Origin of the sequence: Endozoicomonas sp. ALB115, from assembly GCF_049310245.1 — a bacterium.
In the GTDB taxonomy this organism is placed as follows: Bacteria; Pseudomonadota; Gammaproteobacteria; order Pseudomonadales; family Endozoicomonadaceae; genus Endozoicomonas.
This window is the reverse complement of record NZ_JBLYZG010000021.1, coordinates 52,892-65,578: the sequence shown is the minus strand read 5'-3', so window position 1 is coordinate 65,578 and position 12,687 is coordinate 52,892. Positions and strand designations below refer to the sequence as shown.

Annotated in this window: 14 protein-coding genes and 1 other RNA gene; 4 read left to right on the top strand and 11 right to left on the bottom strand. The window is 50.9% G+C overall.

What is annotated here, in order from left to right:
* Positions 1-72: 72 nt before the first annotated feature.
* The 3 genes from dnaJ to grpE all read right to left on the bottom strand — a co-directional run bounded on the left by dnaJ (position 73) and on the right by grpE (position 4,132).
* Positions 73-1,215 carry a molecular chaperone DnaJ gene (gene dnaJ, locus ACO6VE_RS11690; RefSeq protein WP_422461407.1) on the bottom strand — a complete coding sequence of 381 codons (1,143 nt, stop codon included), beginning with the start codon at positions 1,213-1,215 and terminating at the stop codon, positions 73-75.
* A 165-nt stretch (positions 1,216-1,380) separates the two neighbouring features.
* Positions 1,381-3,312 (bottom strand): molecular chaperone DnaK, encoded by a 1,932-nt coding sequence (gene dnaK / locus ACO6VE_RS11685; RefSeq protein WP_422450083.1) that lies wholly within the window; start codon positions 3,310-3,312, stop codon positions 1,381-1,383.
* A gap of 205 nt (positions 3,313-3,517) precedes the next feature.
* Positions 3,518-4,132, bottom strand: coding sequence for a nucleotide exchange factor GrpE (gene grpE, locus ACO6VE_RS11680; protein WP_422450084.1), 615 nt, complete (start codon positions 4,130-4,132; stop codon positions 3,518-3,520).
* 233 nt (positions 4,133-4,365) lie between these two features.
* On the opposite strand from grpE, the gene recN reads away from it, so the two are divergent.
* Positions 4,366-6,075: a DNA repair protein RecN gene (recN, locus tag ACO6VE_RS11675; protein WP_422461405.1), complete on the top strand. Its 1,710-nt coding sequence runs from the start codon at positions 4,366-4,368 to the stop codon at positions 6,073-6,075.
* 63 nt (positions 6,076-6,138) lie between these two features.
* Here recN and ACO6VE_RS11670 read toward each other — a convergent pair whose 3' ends face one another.
* The 3 genes from ACO6VE_RS11670 to fur all read right to left on the bottom strand — a co-directional run bounded on the left by ACO6VE_RS11670 (position 6,139) and on the right by fur (position 7,545).
* Positions 6,139-6,465 carry a DUF2158 domain-containing protein gene (locus ACO6VE_RS11670; protein ID WP_422461404.1) on the bottom strand — a complete coding sequence of 109 codons (327 nt, stop codon included), beginning with the start codon at positions 6,463-6,465 and terminating at the stop codon, positions 6,139-6,141.
* Between the two features lie 87 nt (positions 6,466-6,552).
* Complete coding sequence (locus ACO6VE_RS11665) at positions 6,553-6,849, bottom strand: DUF2158 domain-containing protein (RefSeq protein ID WP_422461402.1); 297 nt, start codon at positions 6,847-6,849, stop codon at positions 6,553-6,555.
* Between the two features lie 285 nt (positions 6,850-7,134).
* Entirely contained in the window at positions 7,135-7,545 is a 411-nt protein-coding gene (gene fur / locus ACO6VE_RS11660) for a ferric iron uptake transcriptional regulator (protein ID WP_101745083.1), read from the bottom strand.
* Positions 7,546-7,665: 120 nt separating this feature from the next.
* Between fur and ACO6VE_RS11655 the strand changes: the two genes are divergently transcribed.
* On the top strand, positions 7,666-8,040 hold the full coding sequence (locus ACO6VE_RS11655) for an outer membrane protein assembly factor BamE (protein WP_101745082.1): 375 nt from the start codon (positions 7,666-7,668) through the stop codon (positions 8,038-8,040).
* Positions 8,041-8,081: 41 nt separating this feature from the next.
* Here ACO6VE_RS11655 and ACO6VE_RS11650 read toward each other — a convergent pair whose 3' ends face one another.
* The 3 genes from ACO6VE_RS11650 to ACO6VE_RS11640 form a co-directional block, all read right to left on the bottom strand.
* Entirely contained in the window at positions 8,082-8,408 is a 327-nt protein-coding gene (locus ACO6VE_RS11650) for an RnfH family protein (protein WP_422461400.1), read from the bottom strand.
* Positions 8,401-8,832 (bottom strand): type II toxin-antitoxin system RatA family toxin, encoded by a 432-nt coding sequence (locus ACO6VE_RS11645; RefSeq protein ID WP_269675517.1) that lies wholly within the window; start codon positions 8,830-8,832, stop codon positions 8,401-8,403. Before ACO6VE_RS11645 ends, ACO6VE_RS11650 begins: the two co-directional genes overlap by 8 nt.
* An 86-nt stretch (positions 8,833-8,918) precedes the next feature.
* On the bottom strand, positions 8,919-10,277 hold the full coding sequence (locus ACO6VE_RS11640) for a sodium-dependent transporter (protein WP_422450089.1): 1,359 nt from the start codon (positions 10,275-10,277) through the stop codon (positions 8,919-8,921).
* 511 nt (positions 10,278-10,788) lie between these two features.
* Here ACO6VE_RS11640 and smpB point away from each other — a divergent pair.
* Together smpB and ssrA are read left to right on the top strand one after the other, a co-directional pair.
* Positions 10,789-11,268, top strand: coding sequence for an SsrA-binding protein SmpB (gene smpB / locus ACO6VE_RS11635; protein ID WP_101745079.1), 480 nt, complete (start codon positions 10,789-10,791; stop codon positions 11,266-11,268).
* Positions 11,269-11,553: 285 nt separating this feature from the next.
* Positions 11,554-11,919, top strand: a transfer-messenger RNA (tmRNA) gene (ssrA, locus tag ACO6VE_RS11630).
* Between the two features lie 59 nt (positions 11,920-11,978).
* On the opposite strand, the gene ACO6VE_RS11625 is transcribed toward ssrA, so the two are convergent.
* On the bottom strand, positions 11,979-12,275 hold the full coding sequence (locus ACO6VE_RS11625; RefSeq protein WP_422450090.1) for a type II toxin-antitoxin system RelE/ParE family toxin: 297 nt from the start codon (positions 12,273-12,275) through the stop codon (positions 11,979-11,981).
* Complete coding sequence (locus ACO6VE_RS11620) at positions 12,275-12,559, bottom strand: type II toxin-antitoxin system RelB/DinJ family antitoxin (RefSeq protein ID WP_422450091.1); 285 nt, start codon at positions 12,557-12,559, stop codon at positions 12,275-12,277. Before ACO6VE_RS11620 ends, ACO6VE_RS11625 begins: the two co-directional genes overlap by 1 nt.
* Positions 12,560-12,687: the final 128 nt, after the last annotated feature.

The following is a 12,687-nucleotide window of genomic DNA, read 5'->3' as shown; positions in this document are numbered from 1 at the left end:
TCACCGCAAAAACAGCAGTAACGCAACCATTTAATGGAAGCCCCTGATAACAGAGGCCTTTTGAGGGGGGGATCAGGAAGTCATATCGTCAAAGAACTTCTTGACGCCATCAAAGAAGGATTGCTTTTTAGGCGACTGGTGACCGGCACCTTCTTTTTTGAAGGTGTCATCCAGCTCCTTGAGCAACTCTTTCTGACGCTCCGTCAGTTTCACTGGAGTCTCAACCACAACCCGGCACATCAGATCTCCGGCACTGCCACCACGGACCGGGACAACACCCTTGCCACGCAGACGGAACAGTTTACCCGTCTGGGTTTCCGCTGGAATCTTCAGCTTCACCCGGCCTTCCAGGGTGGGGACTTCCAGTTCACCGCCCAGTGCGGCATCGACAAATGTGATGGGTACTTCACAGTAGAGGTGTTTGCCGTCACGCTGGAAGATCGGATGATCAGCAACACTGACCTGAACGTACAGGTCTCCGGCTGGTCCACCATTGACACCCGCTTCGCCTTCACCGGCCAGACGGATACGGTCGCCGGTATCAACACCGGGAGGAATCTTGACGGAGAGGGTCTTGTATTCCTGAACGCGGCCTTCACCGTGACAGACGTTACAGGGGTCCTTAATCATCTTGCCTGTGCCGCGACAGTCAGGGCAGGTTTGCTGCACAGAGAAAAAGCCCTGCTGCATACGCACCTGACCAATACCGCCACAGGTGGTACAGCTGACAGGCTGAGTGCCTTTTTTCGCACCGGAGCCATCACACCCGTTACAGCTCACCAGTGTCGGAATACGGATTTTCTTGCTAACGCCGCGAACGGCTTCTTCAAGGCTGAGTTCCAGTTGATAGCGGAGATCGGCACCACGCTGGACGGAACTGCGGCTGCGACCACCGCCAGCACCGAAAATGTCACCAAAGACATCGCCGAAAATATCGCCGAAATTACCACCGGCAAAACCGCCAGCACCGCCCATGCCACCCATGTTCGGGTCGACACCGGCGTGGCCGTACTGATCGTAGGCCGCTTTTTTCTCGCTGTCGGAAAGAATTTCAAAGGCTTCGTTGATTTCCTTGAAGCTATCTTCCGCTGCTTTATCACCCGGGTTACGGTCGGGGTGATATTTCATGGCCATACGACGATAGGCCTTTTTTATGTCCTTGTCTGAAGCGCTCCTTTCTACACCCAGCACTTCGTAGTAGTCGCGTTTTGACATCAGAAAAACCCTGAGCTACCTGCATTCACCAGTCGAGCATGAAAACACAGAGCTAACTGGATTCATGGTCAAGTCTGACAAAGCCATCATTTTGATATATACGACAACGCGGGAATGAATCCCGCGTTGTGACCTTATCATCAGTCATTGATGATCGAGTTGGTCTTACTTCTTGTCATCCTTTACTTCTTCAAATTCAGCGTCAACGGCGTCGTCAGCTGCATCCGCCTTTTGGTCGGCACCGGCATCAGCCTGGGCTTCGCCCTGCTGCTGAGCTTCAGCATACATCTTCTGGGCCAGACCGGCAGAGGCTTCAGACAGTGCCTTGGTCTTGGCTTCGATCTCTTCCTTATCGTCACCTTTGACCGCGGCTTCAACGTCTTCGATCGCCTTGGTGATGGCCGCCTTCTCTTCTTCAGTGGCCTTGTCACCGGCTTCTTCCAGCGTCTTGCGGGTTGCGTGCGCCAGACTGTCAGCCTGGTTACGGGCCGCCGCCAGCTCTTCGAACTTCTTGTCGTCTGCTGCGTTGGCTTCAGCATCCTTGACCATTTGATCGATCTCTTCGTCCGACAGACCGGAAGATGCCTTGATCACAATAGACTGTTCTTTGCCAGTTGCCTTGTCTTTTGCCGAAACATTCAAAATACCGTTGGCATCCAGGTCGAAGCTGACTTCGATCTGAGGCATGCCGCGAGGTGCTGGCGGAATGTCTGCCAGGTCGAAACGGCCCAGGGACTTGTTGTGAGTCGCCTGCTTGCGCTCACCTTGCAACACGTGAATGGTGACTGCGCCCTGGTTGTCGTCGGCCGTAGAGAACACCTGGGACTTTTTGGTCGGGATGGTGGTGTTCTTTTCGATCAGTGGCGTCATTACGCCGCCCATGGTTTCGATACCCAGGGTCAGCGGAGTAACGTCCAGCAGCAGAACGTCTTTGACGTCACCGGCCAGAACCGCAGCCTGGATGGAAGCACCCATGGCCACCGCTTCGTCAGGGTTAACGTCCTTGCGAGGCTCTTTACCAAAGAACTCGGCCACTTTCTGCTGAACCAGTGGCATACGGGTCTGACCACCCACCAGGATAACTTCGTCGATGTCAGACAGGTCCAGGTCAGAGTCCTTGACCGCGATGCGGCATGGCTCCAGAGAACGGGCAACCAGGTCTTCTACCAGGGATTCCAGCTTGGCACGGCTGACTTTAACGTTCAGGTGCTTGGGACCGGTGGCATCGGCAGTGATGTAAGGCAGGTTGACGTCTGTCTGCTGAGTAGAAGACAGTTCAATCTTGGCTTTCTCAGCGGCTTCTTTCAGACGCTGCATGGCCAGTGGGTCGCCTTTCAGGTCGATGCCCTGGTCTTTTTTGAATTCGTCGGCAAGGTATTCGATCAGGCGCAGGTCGAAGTCTTCACCACCCAGGAAGGTGTCACCGTTGGTGGCCAGTACTTCAAACTGGTGCTCGCCATCTACGTCAGCGATCTCGATGATGGATACGTCGAAAGTACCGCCACCCAGGTCATAAACGGCGATGGTCTGGTCGCCTTTTTTCTTGTCCATGCCGTAAGCCAGCGCCGCAGCGGTTGGCTCGTTGATGATCCGCTTGACCTCCAGACCCGCGATACGGCCTGCGTCTTTGGTAGCCTGACGCTGGGAATCGTTGAAGTAGGCAGGAACGGTAATAACCGCTTCAGTTACTGACTCGCCCAGATAGTCTTCAGCGGTTTTCTTCATCTTCTTCAGGATTTCGGCAGAGATCTGAGGCGGTGCTTTCTTGTCACTTTTAACCTCAACCCATGCATCGCCGTTGTCCGCTTCGATGATTTTGTACGGAACCATCTTGATGTCTTTTTGAACGACGTCGTCTTTAAAGCGACGGCCGATCAGACGCTTGATGGCGAACAGGGTGTTGTCGGGGTTGGTAACCGCCTGGCGCTTGGCTGGCTGGCCTACCAGAATCTCACCGTCGTCGGTGTAGGCGATGATGGAAGGGGTGGTACGTGCGCCTTCAGCGTTTTCGATGACTTTGGATTTATCGCCGTCCAGGATCGCCACACAGGAGTTGGTGGTACCCAGGTCAATACCAATGATTCTGCCTTTACTCATTTTGAGTCTCTCCATTGCCCATAATCAGGGCGGAAAACTTTGAAATCTTTGTTCGCTGCCCAATGCTTTCAACCGATGTTGAGTCTGGTGAAACAGCGTTTAGGTGGTGATTACCACGATCTTGGTTTGCTATATGGGAGCGGTCTTTGCTTTTTCAAGGGGCTCTTGCAAGATTCTCGATCAGCCTCCCGGAGCCCCTCTTTGGTTAAGCCGCTTTGGAAACCACCACCATGGCCGGACGGATAACACGACCGTGCAGTGTGTAGCCTTTTTGGAAGACATTCATCACGGTGTTGGGTTCCATATCCGGGTTGGGCACCATGGAGATGGCCTGATGGAAGTTCGGGTCGAACGGCTGGCCTTCAGGGTTAACCTGCTCAACACTGAATTTTGCCAGGGCATCCAGCAGCTGCTTGTGGGTCAGGCGCATGCCTTCGAGCATGGTCTCGTGCTGACCTTCACCCTGTTCTGCGCTTTCAATACCTTTTTCCAGGCTCTCAACCACAGGGATCAGTTCGTTGACGAACTTCTCCAGGGCAAATTTGTGGGCTTTTTCAACGTCCTGCTCTGCGCGGCGCTTGGTGTTCATGGCTTCGGCATGAGCGCGCAGCGCCTGGTCTTTAGCCTGGGCTAGCTGCTCTTCGAGTTCTTCGATTCGTCTGGCGCTATCGTCGTTGGCCTGCTCTTCGGCTTGATCTTCTGAATCAGCCGCCTCTTCCAGAATCGGGTCAACGGCTGCCTCAGCGTCAGCAGAAATTTCAGTTTCGTTGGCTTCAGGTTGCTCGGCCTGATCTTCTGCTTTGGTGTTTTCTACAGTCATTCCAACGTTTCTCCGGATGTCAATCCAGCCTGAAATGCTGGCTGGAACGTGTCTTCGTGTTATGGGCCGTAGTGCTTCCGTAGGGCCCCGGCAAAAGTAAATATTAAGTGATAGCCTAATATGGGGTTCATGGCAGCTTATTCAAGGGGAAATTTGCTTTACCAATTCGGGTTTTAAGTTTACTGTATAAATAAACAGTAACCCGATATGCAATTGGGATCGTGAGAGCTGCCATGCTGAACCAAATTTCCATCAGCAACTATGCCATCGTTGACCACCTTAACTTGGACATCAATCCCGGGATGACCGCCATCACCGGGGAAACGGGTGCCGGTAAATCCATTATGCTGGATGCCCTCGGGCTGGCCCTGGGGGGGCGGGCGGGCAGCGACTGTGTGCGTGATGGTGCTGATCGGGCCGATATCCGCGCCTGCTTTGACCTTCAACGCATACCTGCCGCAATAGAGTGGTTGCAGGAGCGAGATTATGACAGTGAGCATGCTGGCGGTTCCGAATCCTCGGCGAACGAATGTATTTTGCGCCGGGTGGTGACCCGTGAAGGTCGCTCCCGGGGCTATATCAATGGTATCCCGGTCACACTGGCCGAGTTGAAGGGGCTGGGGGAGTTGTTAATCGATATTCACAGTCAGCATGCCCACCAATCACTGTTGAAAAAGAGCAATCACGCTGAGCTGCTGGATGAGTTTTCCGGCTCGCTGGCGCTGTCCCGGGAAGTAGCGGATATGGCCGCAGATTACCGCCAGACCTCTGCGCAATTGCATGCTTTATTGTCCGATCAGCAGGACCGGGAAGAGCGGGTTCAACTGCTGAGTTATCAGTTGCATGAGTTGGAGCAGTTAAACCTTCAGCCCGGGGAGGTTGAGCAGTTGGAGCAGGAGCATCGCCAGCAATCCCAGGCCGGTGCAACCTTATCGGCCTGCCATCAGATCACCCGGGTTTGTACCAGTGATGATGGTGATAATTTGCTGCAGCAGCTCTCTTTTTGCCTGCACCGCCTCAGTGAACTGCAGCTTGAGCATGCCGCCATCAATAACTCTCTGGAGATGCTGTCATCCGCGCAGATTCAGGTGGAGGAAGCGGTTGGCGAGCTGAATCATTTTATTGATCACTTTGATGCCGATCCACAAAGGGCCCGGGAAATCGAAGACCGGCTCAGTGCTATTTTTGATCTGGCCCGCAAACACCGTATCCAGCCAGAAGCGTTGCTGGAGAAACAACAACAGATCAGCGAAGAGCTGGAAAAAGTTCAGTGTCATGATGAACAGGTAGCCGACCTGGAACTGTCCCTGGAACAGCAGCAGAAAAAACACAATCAGTTAGCCGAAAAACTGTCTGCCAGACGCAGGGCCGCCGCGCGAAAACTGGAAAAACAGGTGTCTGAACGCATTGCCTTGCTGGGTATGCCCAAAGGTAAGTTCTGTGTCGAGCTAACAGACATTCCTGATCGCACGGTTGCCTCTCAAGGCTTTGAATCCATCGAGTTCCTGGTGACCACCAACCCGGGGCAACCTCCGCGCGCCCTGGCCAAAGTAGCTTCCGGTGGAGAGCTTTCCCGAATCAGTCTGGCCATTCAGGTAATTATTGCGCAAACCGCGTCAACGCCAACGCTGGTGTTTGATGAGGTAGATGTGGGTATTGGCGGCGGCACGGCAGAAATTGTGGGCAGTATGTTGAGAGAAGTGGGTAAAAAAGGGCAGGTGCTGTGTGTTACCCATCAGCCCCAGGTAGCATCCCAGGCCCATCAGCATCTGCACGTCAGTAAGAAAGTCAGTCGTAAGGCGTCTAGCACCCGTATTCTCAAGCTGGATGGTGAACATCGCGTACACGAAATTGCCCGAATGCTGGGAGGTGTTGAACTGACTGCACCAACATTAAGTCATGCCCAGGAGATGCTGTTTCAGGCTCAGGTGCAAGCCGTATAAATGCTTCCGGTGAGATTGCTTTAAATGAATTAAAGCAACCTCACAGGTTTGGATGTGGCGGAGTTAATGAAAATTTTTACCTGGTTTGCCACCTTTTTTGTCTGCTTCATTATCTGATTCTGATTCTGATTCTGATTCTGGTTCTGTCTCTGCATCAGCCTTTGTCTTTGCTTCAGGGTCGAGCTGAACCTCAATATCAATTTCAAAATCACCTTCCACGGGCTCAAGGGCTACGATTGGAAAGGTTGAGTGTCTGAGTTTTTCATATTCGAACCACTCGCAGCAGTAACTATAAGTACCATCCTCCATCGGGTATTCATAGGTAACGCAAAGTACCGGGCCACCGGCTCTCAGGCGGACGAGTTGACCGATTTTTGCTCTTATTTCCATATTTTTGAATCCTTATGCAAGTTTGATAGTTTTTTTAATAGACATTGTTTAATCATATTAGTTCCATCGTTTATTCATGAATGAGTATTAGTGATAGTTTTTACCCTTATCGCCCTCTTCTGCTTCCACTTCTGTATCTACTTCTGCTTTTGCTTCTGTTTCCACTTCGGTGCCGGGCTGACCCTTAATACTGGCTTCAAACTCACCTTCCACAGGTTCAAGGGCTACGATTGGAAAGGTGTAATCTCTCAGTCTGTCATCTTCAAACCACTGGCAGGTATAGCTATAAGATCCATCAGCCATAGGGTATTCGCACGTAACACACAGTACGGGACCACCGGCTCGTAAGCGGACAAGTTGACCGATTCTGGCTCTTATTTCCATTTGTTTGATTCCTTTTGATTGAAAGTCTTTTAATAGACATTTTTTTATTATGTTAGTTCCATCGTTTTGCTCTTGACGGAGTTTTTGATTGGATAGTTACGTTTAACTATCTGGTTTGGCACAAAAATCAAGGGATCAATTACGAAACGAATGTTGATCTATCCGTTCTGATTAATTTCACTAACCTATTGAAGAAAAAATGAATTCCCCCTCGGCAGAAGCAGAGGGGGCAAGTGATCTCACAGGTTAGAGGTTAACTCTTGTTTTTTTCTTTTTTAATGCTGCTTATTTTTTCTTCTTTGGACGTACATAGATCACCAGATTGTGATCCACAATTTCAAAGCCGTGCTTTTCAGCAATAGCGTACTGACGTTTCTCGATTTCTTCGTCAATAAACTCGATAACGTCTCCGCTCTCCATGCAAACCATATGATCATGGTGCCCCCCGCGGGCGAGCTCAAACACGGAATGACCGCCATCAAAGTTATGGCGAACCACTAAACCGGCACTCTCAAACTGGGTCAGTACCCGGTAGACGGTGGCCAAACCCACATCCTCTTCAGCTTCAAGCAGAGCCTTGTAGACATCTTCCGCCGACATATGCTTCTCTTCGGCACCTTCAAGGATCTGCAGGATCTTCACACGAGGCAGGGTGACTTTTAGTCCTGCTTTGCGTAACTCTTGATTTTCCAACACGTTTCCCTAACCCTTTGCAAGATAATCCTGCTATTATCACATTTTCGTGCAGCTTTTTCATTTTGCTCTGCGAGCAGGCTGCTAGTCATTTTTGAGCAAGATAGTGGAAGTCTGAAACCGATGCCAAAAACCACGATCGCCCTGGCCGCCGCACTTTTCTCAGCCACCCTTCTGACAGGGTGCGCCAGCTCCACGGACAGTGGTTCGAAGCTTATCAGTTTCCCCGGTGCCTATAAAATTGATATTCAGCAGGGAAATGTCATTACCCGGGAGATGGTTGACCAGCTCCGTCCGGGCATGACCCGAGCCCAGGTCCAGTATGTCATGGGTACGCCTTTGATCGAGGATACGTTTAACAGCAATCGCTGGGATTACATCTACAGCTTGCAGCCCGGTGGTAAGAGCCGTGAGCAGAAGACGGTTACGCTGTTTTTCGTAAACGATCAACTTCATTCCATTCAAGGTGACCTGGTACCCGGTAGTAATCAGCAGTAATCACTGCTGATACCATTCCTGAAGAACATCATCCTCAGTTATTACTGTACAGAATTCTTCTGTTTCGCCTGTTCAGCCCTGCGTTTGCGAACCTCTTTCGGGTCGGCAATCAAGGGGCGGTAAATCTCAACCCGTTCGCCTTCTTTCAGTGCCTGTTCTGCGGGCTTTAACACGGCCTTGCCAAAGATGCCCAGTTTCGCCTCGGCCAGATTAATCTCCGGAAAGTAATCAACAATGCCTGATTCCCTGGCCGCTTCCAGAACTGTAGTTCCCTCTTTGACCTTCAGTGCGATAATTTTCTGCTCATGGGCTCTTGCATAGGCCACTTCTACGTGGATAGTGGGTTCATCCATTAACATCTTAGCCATAAATCTGCTTCGCTCTTTTGCCAAAGGCATCGACCATGGCATTCATCATGTGGCCAATCAGACCACCCAGTGTTGCCTGAGTCAGCTTATTGCTCATCTCAAACTCCAGCTCAAGGGAGACCTTGCAGCCATCCTCAGCCAGGGGCTGAAATGTCCAGATACCGGATAAGTGTTTAAATGGCCCTTCCAGCAGTTGCATCTCAATAGACCTCCCGGGAATCATTTGGTTCCTTGTGGAAAAGCTATGATGCAATCCGGCCTTGCCAACTTCCAGGGTGGCTTCCAACTGTGCGCCTTCCTGACGGTCAATACGACCACCGGCACACCCCGGCAGAAATTCTGCATACGACTCAATATCGCTGACCAGATCATACATCTGTTCAGCGGAATACATGACCAGTGCGGAACGGGAAATCCTTGGCATACAAAGCGCCTTTCATAAAAAAAGGCCGGATAGAATAACCTATTCCGGCCCTTGGATTAATAGACAGTGTCAGGGGCTGTTGAGATCTAGAACAGCGCGGTAATCAACACCGTCAATACACACAGCGGCACGATCACACGGATCATGGCACGCCACAGGTTGAATACTCCCACGCTCAGGCCCAGCTCATGCACCAAGGTTGAACGCTTCATTATCCAGCCAGCGAAGATGGAGACCAGCAGACCACCCACAGGCAGCAGGATATTGCTGGTGAAGTAATCCAGCAGGTCGAAGAAGTTCTTCCCGAACAGCGTGAAGGTCAGGTCACCACTCATGGAGAACACGGTGCCCAGGCCAACAAACCAGATGGCAGCACAGAGAATCACCGTCGCGACGGTACGGCTCAGTGGTGTGCGCTCGATCAGCCAGGCCAGTGCCGGTTCAACCAGGGAGATAGCCGAACTCAGCGCAGCAATACCCACCAGAACAAAGAACAGGAAGCCAAACAGCTCACCCATCGGCATGTGCACAAAGGCGGCCGTCAGGGAGACAAACAGCAGGCCGGGTCCGGCAGAGGGCTCCAGACCATAGGCAAATACGATCGGGAAGACAATCAGGCCGGAGATAATTGCCATCAGGGTATCCAGAGCGGCAACGTTAATGGCGGTTCTTGGAATGGAGTTATTGGCGGGCATATAAGCGCCGTAAGCCATCAGGCAGCACATGCCCAGACTCAGGGTAAAGAACGCCTGACCCAGTGCAGCAACAAACGCTTCACCGGTAACTTTGGAGAAATCCACGGAGAACATAAAGTCAAAACCGCGCATAAACTGTCCGGTTTCCAGCATGCTGTAGCCCAGCATGATCAGCAGCAAGGCGAACAGGGCGGGCATCATCACCTGCAGGCCTTTCTCAAGACCTTTATGGATACCTCGGGCGGTAATCACCAGGGTGATCACCATAAAGACGGTGTGCCAGAAGATCTGACGTGGTGCCGATGACACCAGCCCACCAAAAGCATCACCCACCTGATCGGTGTTCATGCCGCTGAAGGCCCCGGTCACAATGTCCCAGGCATAAGAAAGGGACCAGCCAGCGATGACACTGTAGAAAGAGAGAATCAGGAAGCCCGCCAGCATACCCATCCAGCCGATAATGCCCCACAGTTTGCTGGCCCCCAGGTCACTGGTCAGCTTGCGAATGGCATTCAGGGGGCTCAGGCGGGTATGACGGCCAATGGCCGTTTCTGCCATCAATAGAGGTACACCCATAACGGCGATGCACAGCAGATAAAGCATAACGAAGGCACCACCGCCATATTGCCCGGCGATGTATGGAAATTTCCAGATATTACCCAGGCCGATGGCAGAGCCGGCGGCGGCCAGCAGGAAGGTCCAGCGGTTGGCCCAGGTTTTTTTCGATGTCGTTGGATTTTGTCCGGACATGGGTTCCCCAATGAGTCGAATTATTTTACTCAGAGGCTGTTTGAAAGGCAGGTGAGGTCTAACAACACAGAATAATTCTTATGGATAAGATACAGCTGCGACCATCTTTATCCATAAGGCCGGTTGTCAAAAACCAGAACAGCAACGCTGCATTTCAGACGGCTTCTTGCTTCTTGAACAATTGCCACGCGAGATTTTCACGGGAACAACACAATCCCGGTAAACCTCCAAGCCGAACAATCAGCTATAAAGACTACCTCAGATGAAACAGCATGCTGATGGAAGAGCGGAGAAGATCACACAGGTTGGTCGCTATTGTACCGGTCAGGCACTTCATCTCAACCGTTTTTTCCGTCTAATTGGTTAAAATAGAGTTTTTTGAATATTAAGGTTATTAAATGCAGAAATATTCACTATGCTAAACCTTCGTTGATCCGGTGCTATTGTCGAAACCCGTCCGGATCCCGCAGAATTAGTGACTTTACATTTAGCTGCTCCTATAATCCGCGCCATGGCAAAAAGTTCAAAGAAAGGCAAACAGGGCGACTCATCCATCGTCGTCAACAAGAAAGCCCGTCACGATTTTCATATCGACGAGACTTTCGAAGCAGGCATTTCCCTCGCCGGTTGGGAAGTGAAAAGCCTCCGGCAGGGCAAAGTCCAGCTGGTGGACAGTTACGTCCTGCTCAAAGATGGCGAAGCCTGGTTGATTGGTGCCCAGATCACACCGCTGATCACCGCGTCCACCCATGTTGTGGCAGACCCTCTGCGTGACCGTAAACTGCTGCTGCACCGCAGAGAACTGGCTAACCTGTTCTCGGTAACCCAGCAAAAAGGCCACGCCTGCATCGCCACCAAACTCTACTGGAAAGGCCATCTGATCAAATGCCAGATTGCCCTTGCCCGGGGTAAAAAAGAGTTTGATAAGCGTGCAGCCACTAAAGAGCGTGAGTGGAATATTGAAAAGCAGCGGGTTATGCACCGCGGCTGATAACCCCTGGCACACGGTTTCACTGTGTGCCGCTTACTCCTTTTTCTTAATGCAATTCACCTGGCTATTGAATTCGGGACTTGTTTCTGAGCAGTGCCTGTACAGTGAATAAAAACAGCTGGCGATGGGTTTCCCGGCTCAGTACTTCATACAGAAGGTGCTTATAGTCTTTCTCAGGAAAATTTAACGACAATGGTATTTTTTGCAGTGTAAAAATACTTATGTACTAAACACAGTTGCATTTGCTATCCACTTTTGGCATAAATACGACAGAGTTTTGTTACTGGGGGCGATCAGGATTCGACGACGGTTACGAAACCCAAGGTGCATGTCGAGGGCGTAGCGGCTCTCGTAAATCAAAACGCTACAAACGTATAGTTGCTAACGATAATAGCTTCAACGGAGCAATGGCTGCCTAATAACAGCTTTCTCCCGATCACTCTGTCTTGTCTGTTGGGTGGAAATTGATCGTTACCGAAAATAGAATCGCCACATCGGTCTTCCTGGAACCGGTGGGTTAAATCCACAGGATCGCGCAGTGTCACCCTGACCGTTGGGTCGTTCTGCGTTAACTTAATAACGGAAACTAAGCATGTAGAGCCGAAGGCGTAGAGCTGGCGGACGCGGGTTCAAGTCCCGCCGCCTCCACCAACCACCAAAACTGACTCAGGCCGACACAGGCAGAGTCAGGCAGATTAAAGGGCGTAAATTCAAAAGTTTACGCCCTTTTTCTTTTTTGGGAATTTTTGTTTCTGATGAAGAACTCGCATTACACGAATATCTTTCCCATCCACCCAGTATGAAACAATCATGGATACTTCCGGAATGATCAGCAATCTGCCACGGATGCCTTCACGCTGAACCCCCATAAGCGGTTGTTCTAATAAGTTTTCAACTTTCGTTTCAATGATCAGATCAGTCTTTTCTGCGGCTTCAGGATTAAAATCATAAAGAAACTCAAAGATCTTTTCACGATCATTCAGAGACTCTTCTTCCCATAAAACCATCACTGACTGCCTCTGTTGCGAATTTTTGCTTTGCGCTTAGCCATCTCGTCTTTGGCTTTATCGTGTTCAACAAAATCCGCTGCTCCAGAGTCCAGTTTCTCAAATGCCTGGTTGACTTGTTGGGTTAGCCATTGATCGTGGGAGGATAACTTGCGCTGTTGTTCGGCCAGTTGCTCCGTAAACTCCCGGCATGCATCACTGATAGTGCGCCCCTGACTTTCAGCCATTTTTTGAGCCAGGCGTTTTGTTTCCTCATCGACTCGAAATTGTATTCTTGTTTCCATCGTGGTTTCCTTATTGCTGTGAGTACAAATGTTAGCACGATATAGAGAGGCTCACAAAAAACGAGTTAGGTGATTTGGCTATATCAGCATGGAACACGGTAAATCCAATTAGCCGTTCAAACGCCCCT